Origin of the sequence: Paenibacillus hemerocallicola, assembly GCF_006265175.1 — a bacterium.
Classification (GTDB): Bacteria; Bacillota; Bacilli; order Paenibacillales; family NBRC-103111; genus Paenibacillus_AB; species Paenibacillus_AB hemerocallicola.
Map to the genome: position 1 here is coordinate 1 of NZ_VDCQ01000167.1, position 522 is coordinate 522.

Below are 522 nucleotides of genomic sequence, written 5' to 3' on the forward strand. Positions count from 1 at the left end.
GTCGGTCTACAATTCGGCGAGCGGCAACGCCTTGACCGCTCGCCGTTGGGCGCCGGGCGAACGGACAGTCGCGGACTTCGCTGGCCCAGCCTTTGGTTCGGATGTACCGCCTTCCGGTTCGTTTAACATCACCGAGAATGGCACGTACACCGTGTATGCCGCGGACTCGGCTGGACTTTCCGCGGTCCAGACGATTGAAATAACAAATATCGTCACGCAAGCGCCGACGATTACGCTCGATTACTCGCCGAAGACGGCCGTTAGCACCAGCGTCGCGATTACCGTGGCAACGTCGGTCTACAATTCTGCGAGCGGAAACGCCCTGAACGCCCTCCGTTGGGCGCCGGGCGAACGGACAGCCGCGGATTTCGCTGGCCCGACCTTCGGCACGGATGTGCCGTCTTCCGCTTCGTTTAGCGTCACCGCGAACGACAAGTATACGGTATTTGCACTAGATGCCGCTGGTCGTTCGGCAGTACGTACGATTGAAATAACGAACATCGTCACGCAAGCGCCGACGAT

Annotated in this window: 1 protein-coding gene; it reads left to right on the forward strand. The window is 59.8% G+C overall.

The features are described 5' to 3' along the window. Positions 1 to 522 (forward strand): hypothetical protein (locus tag FE784_RS41520; RefSeq protein ID WP_176706887.1); only part of this gene is annotated, 522 nt, incomplete at both ends.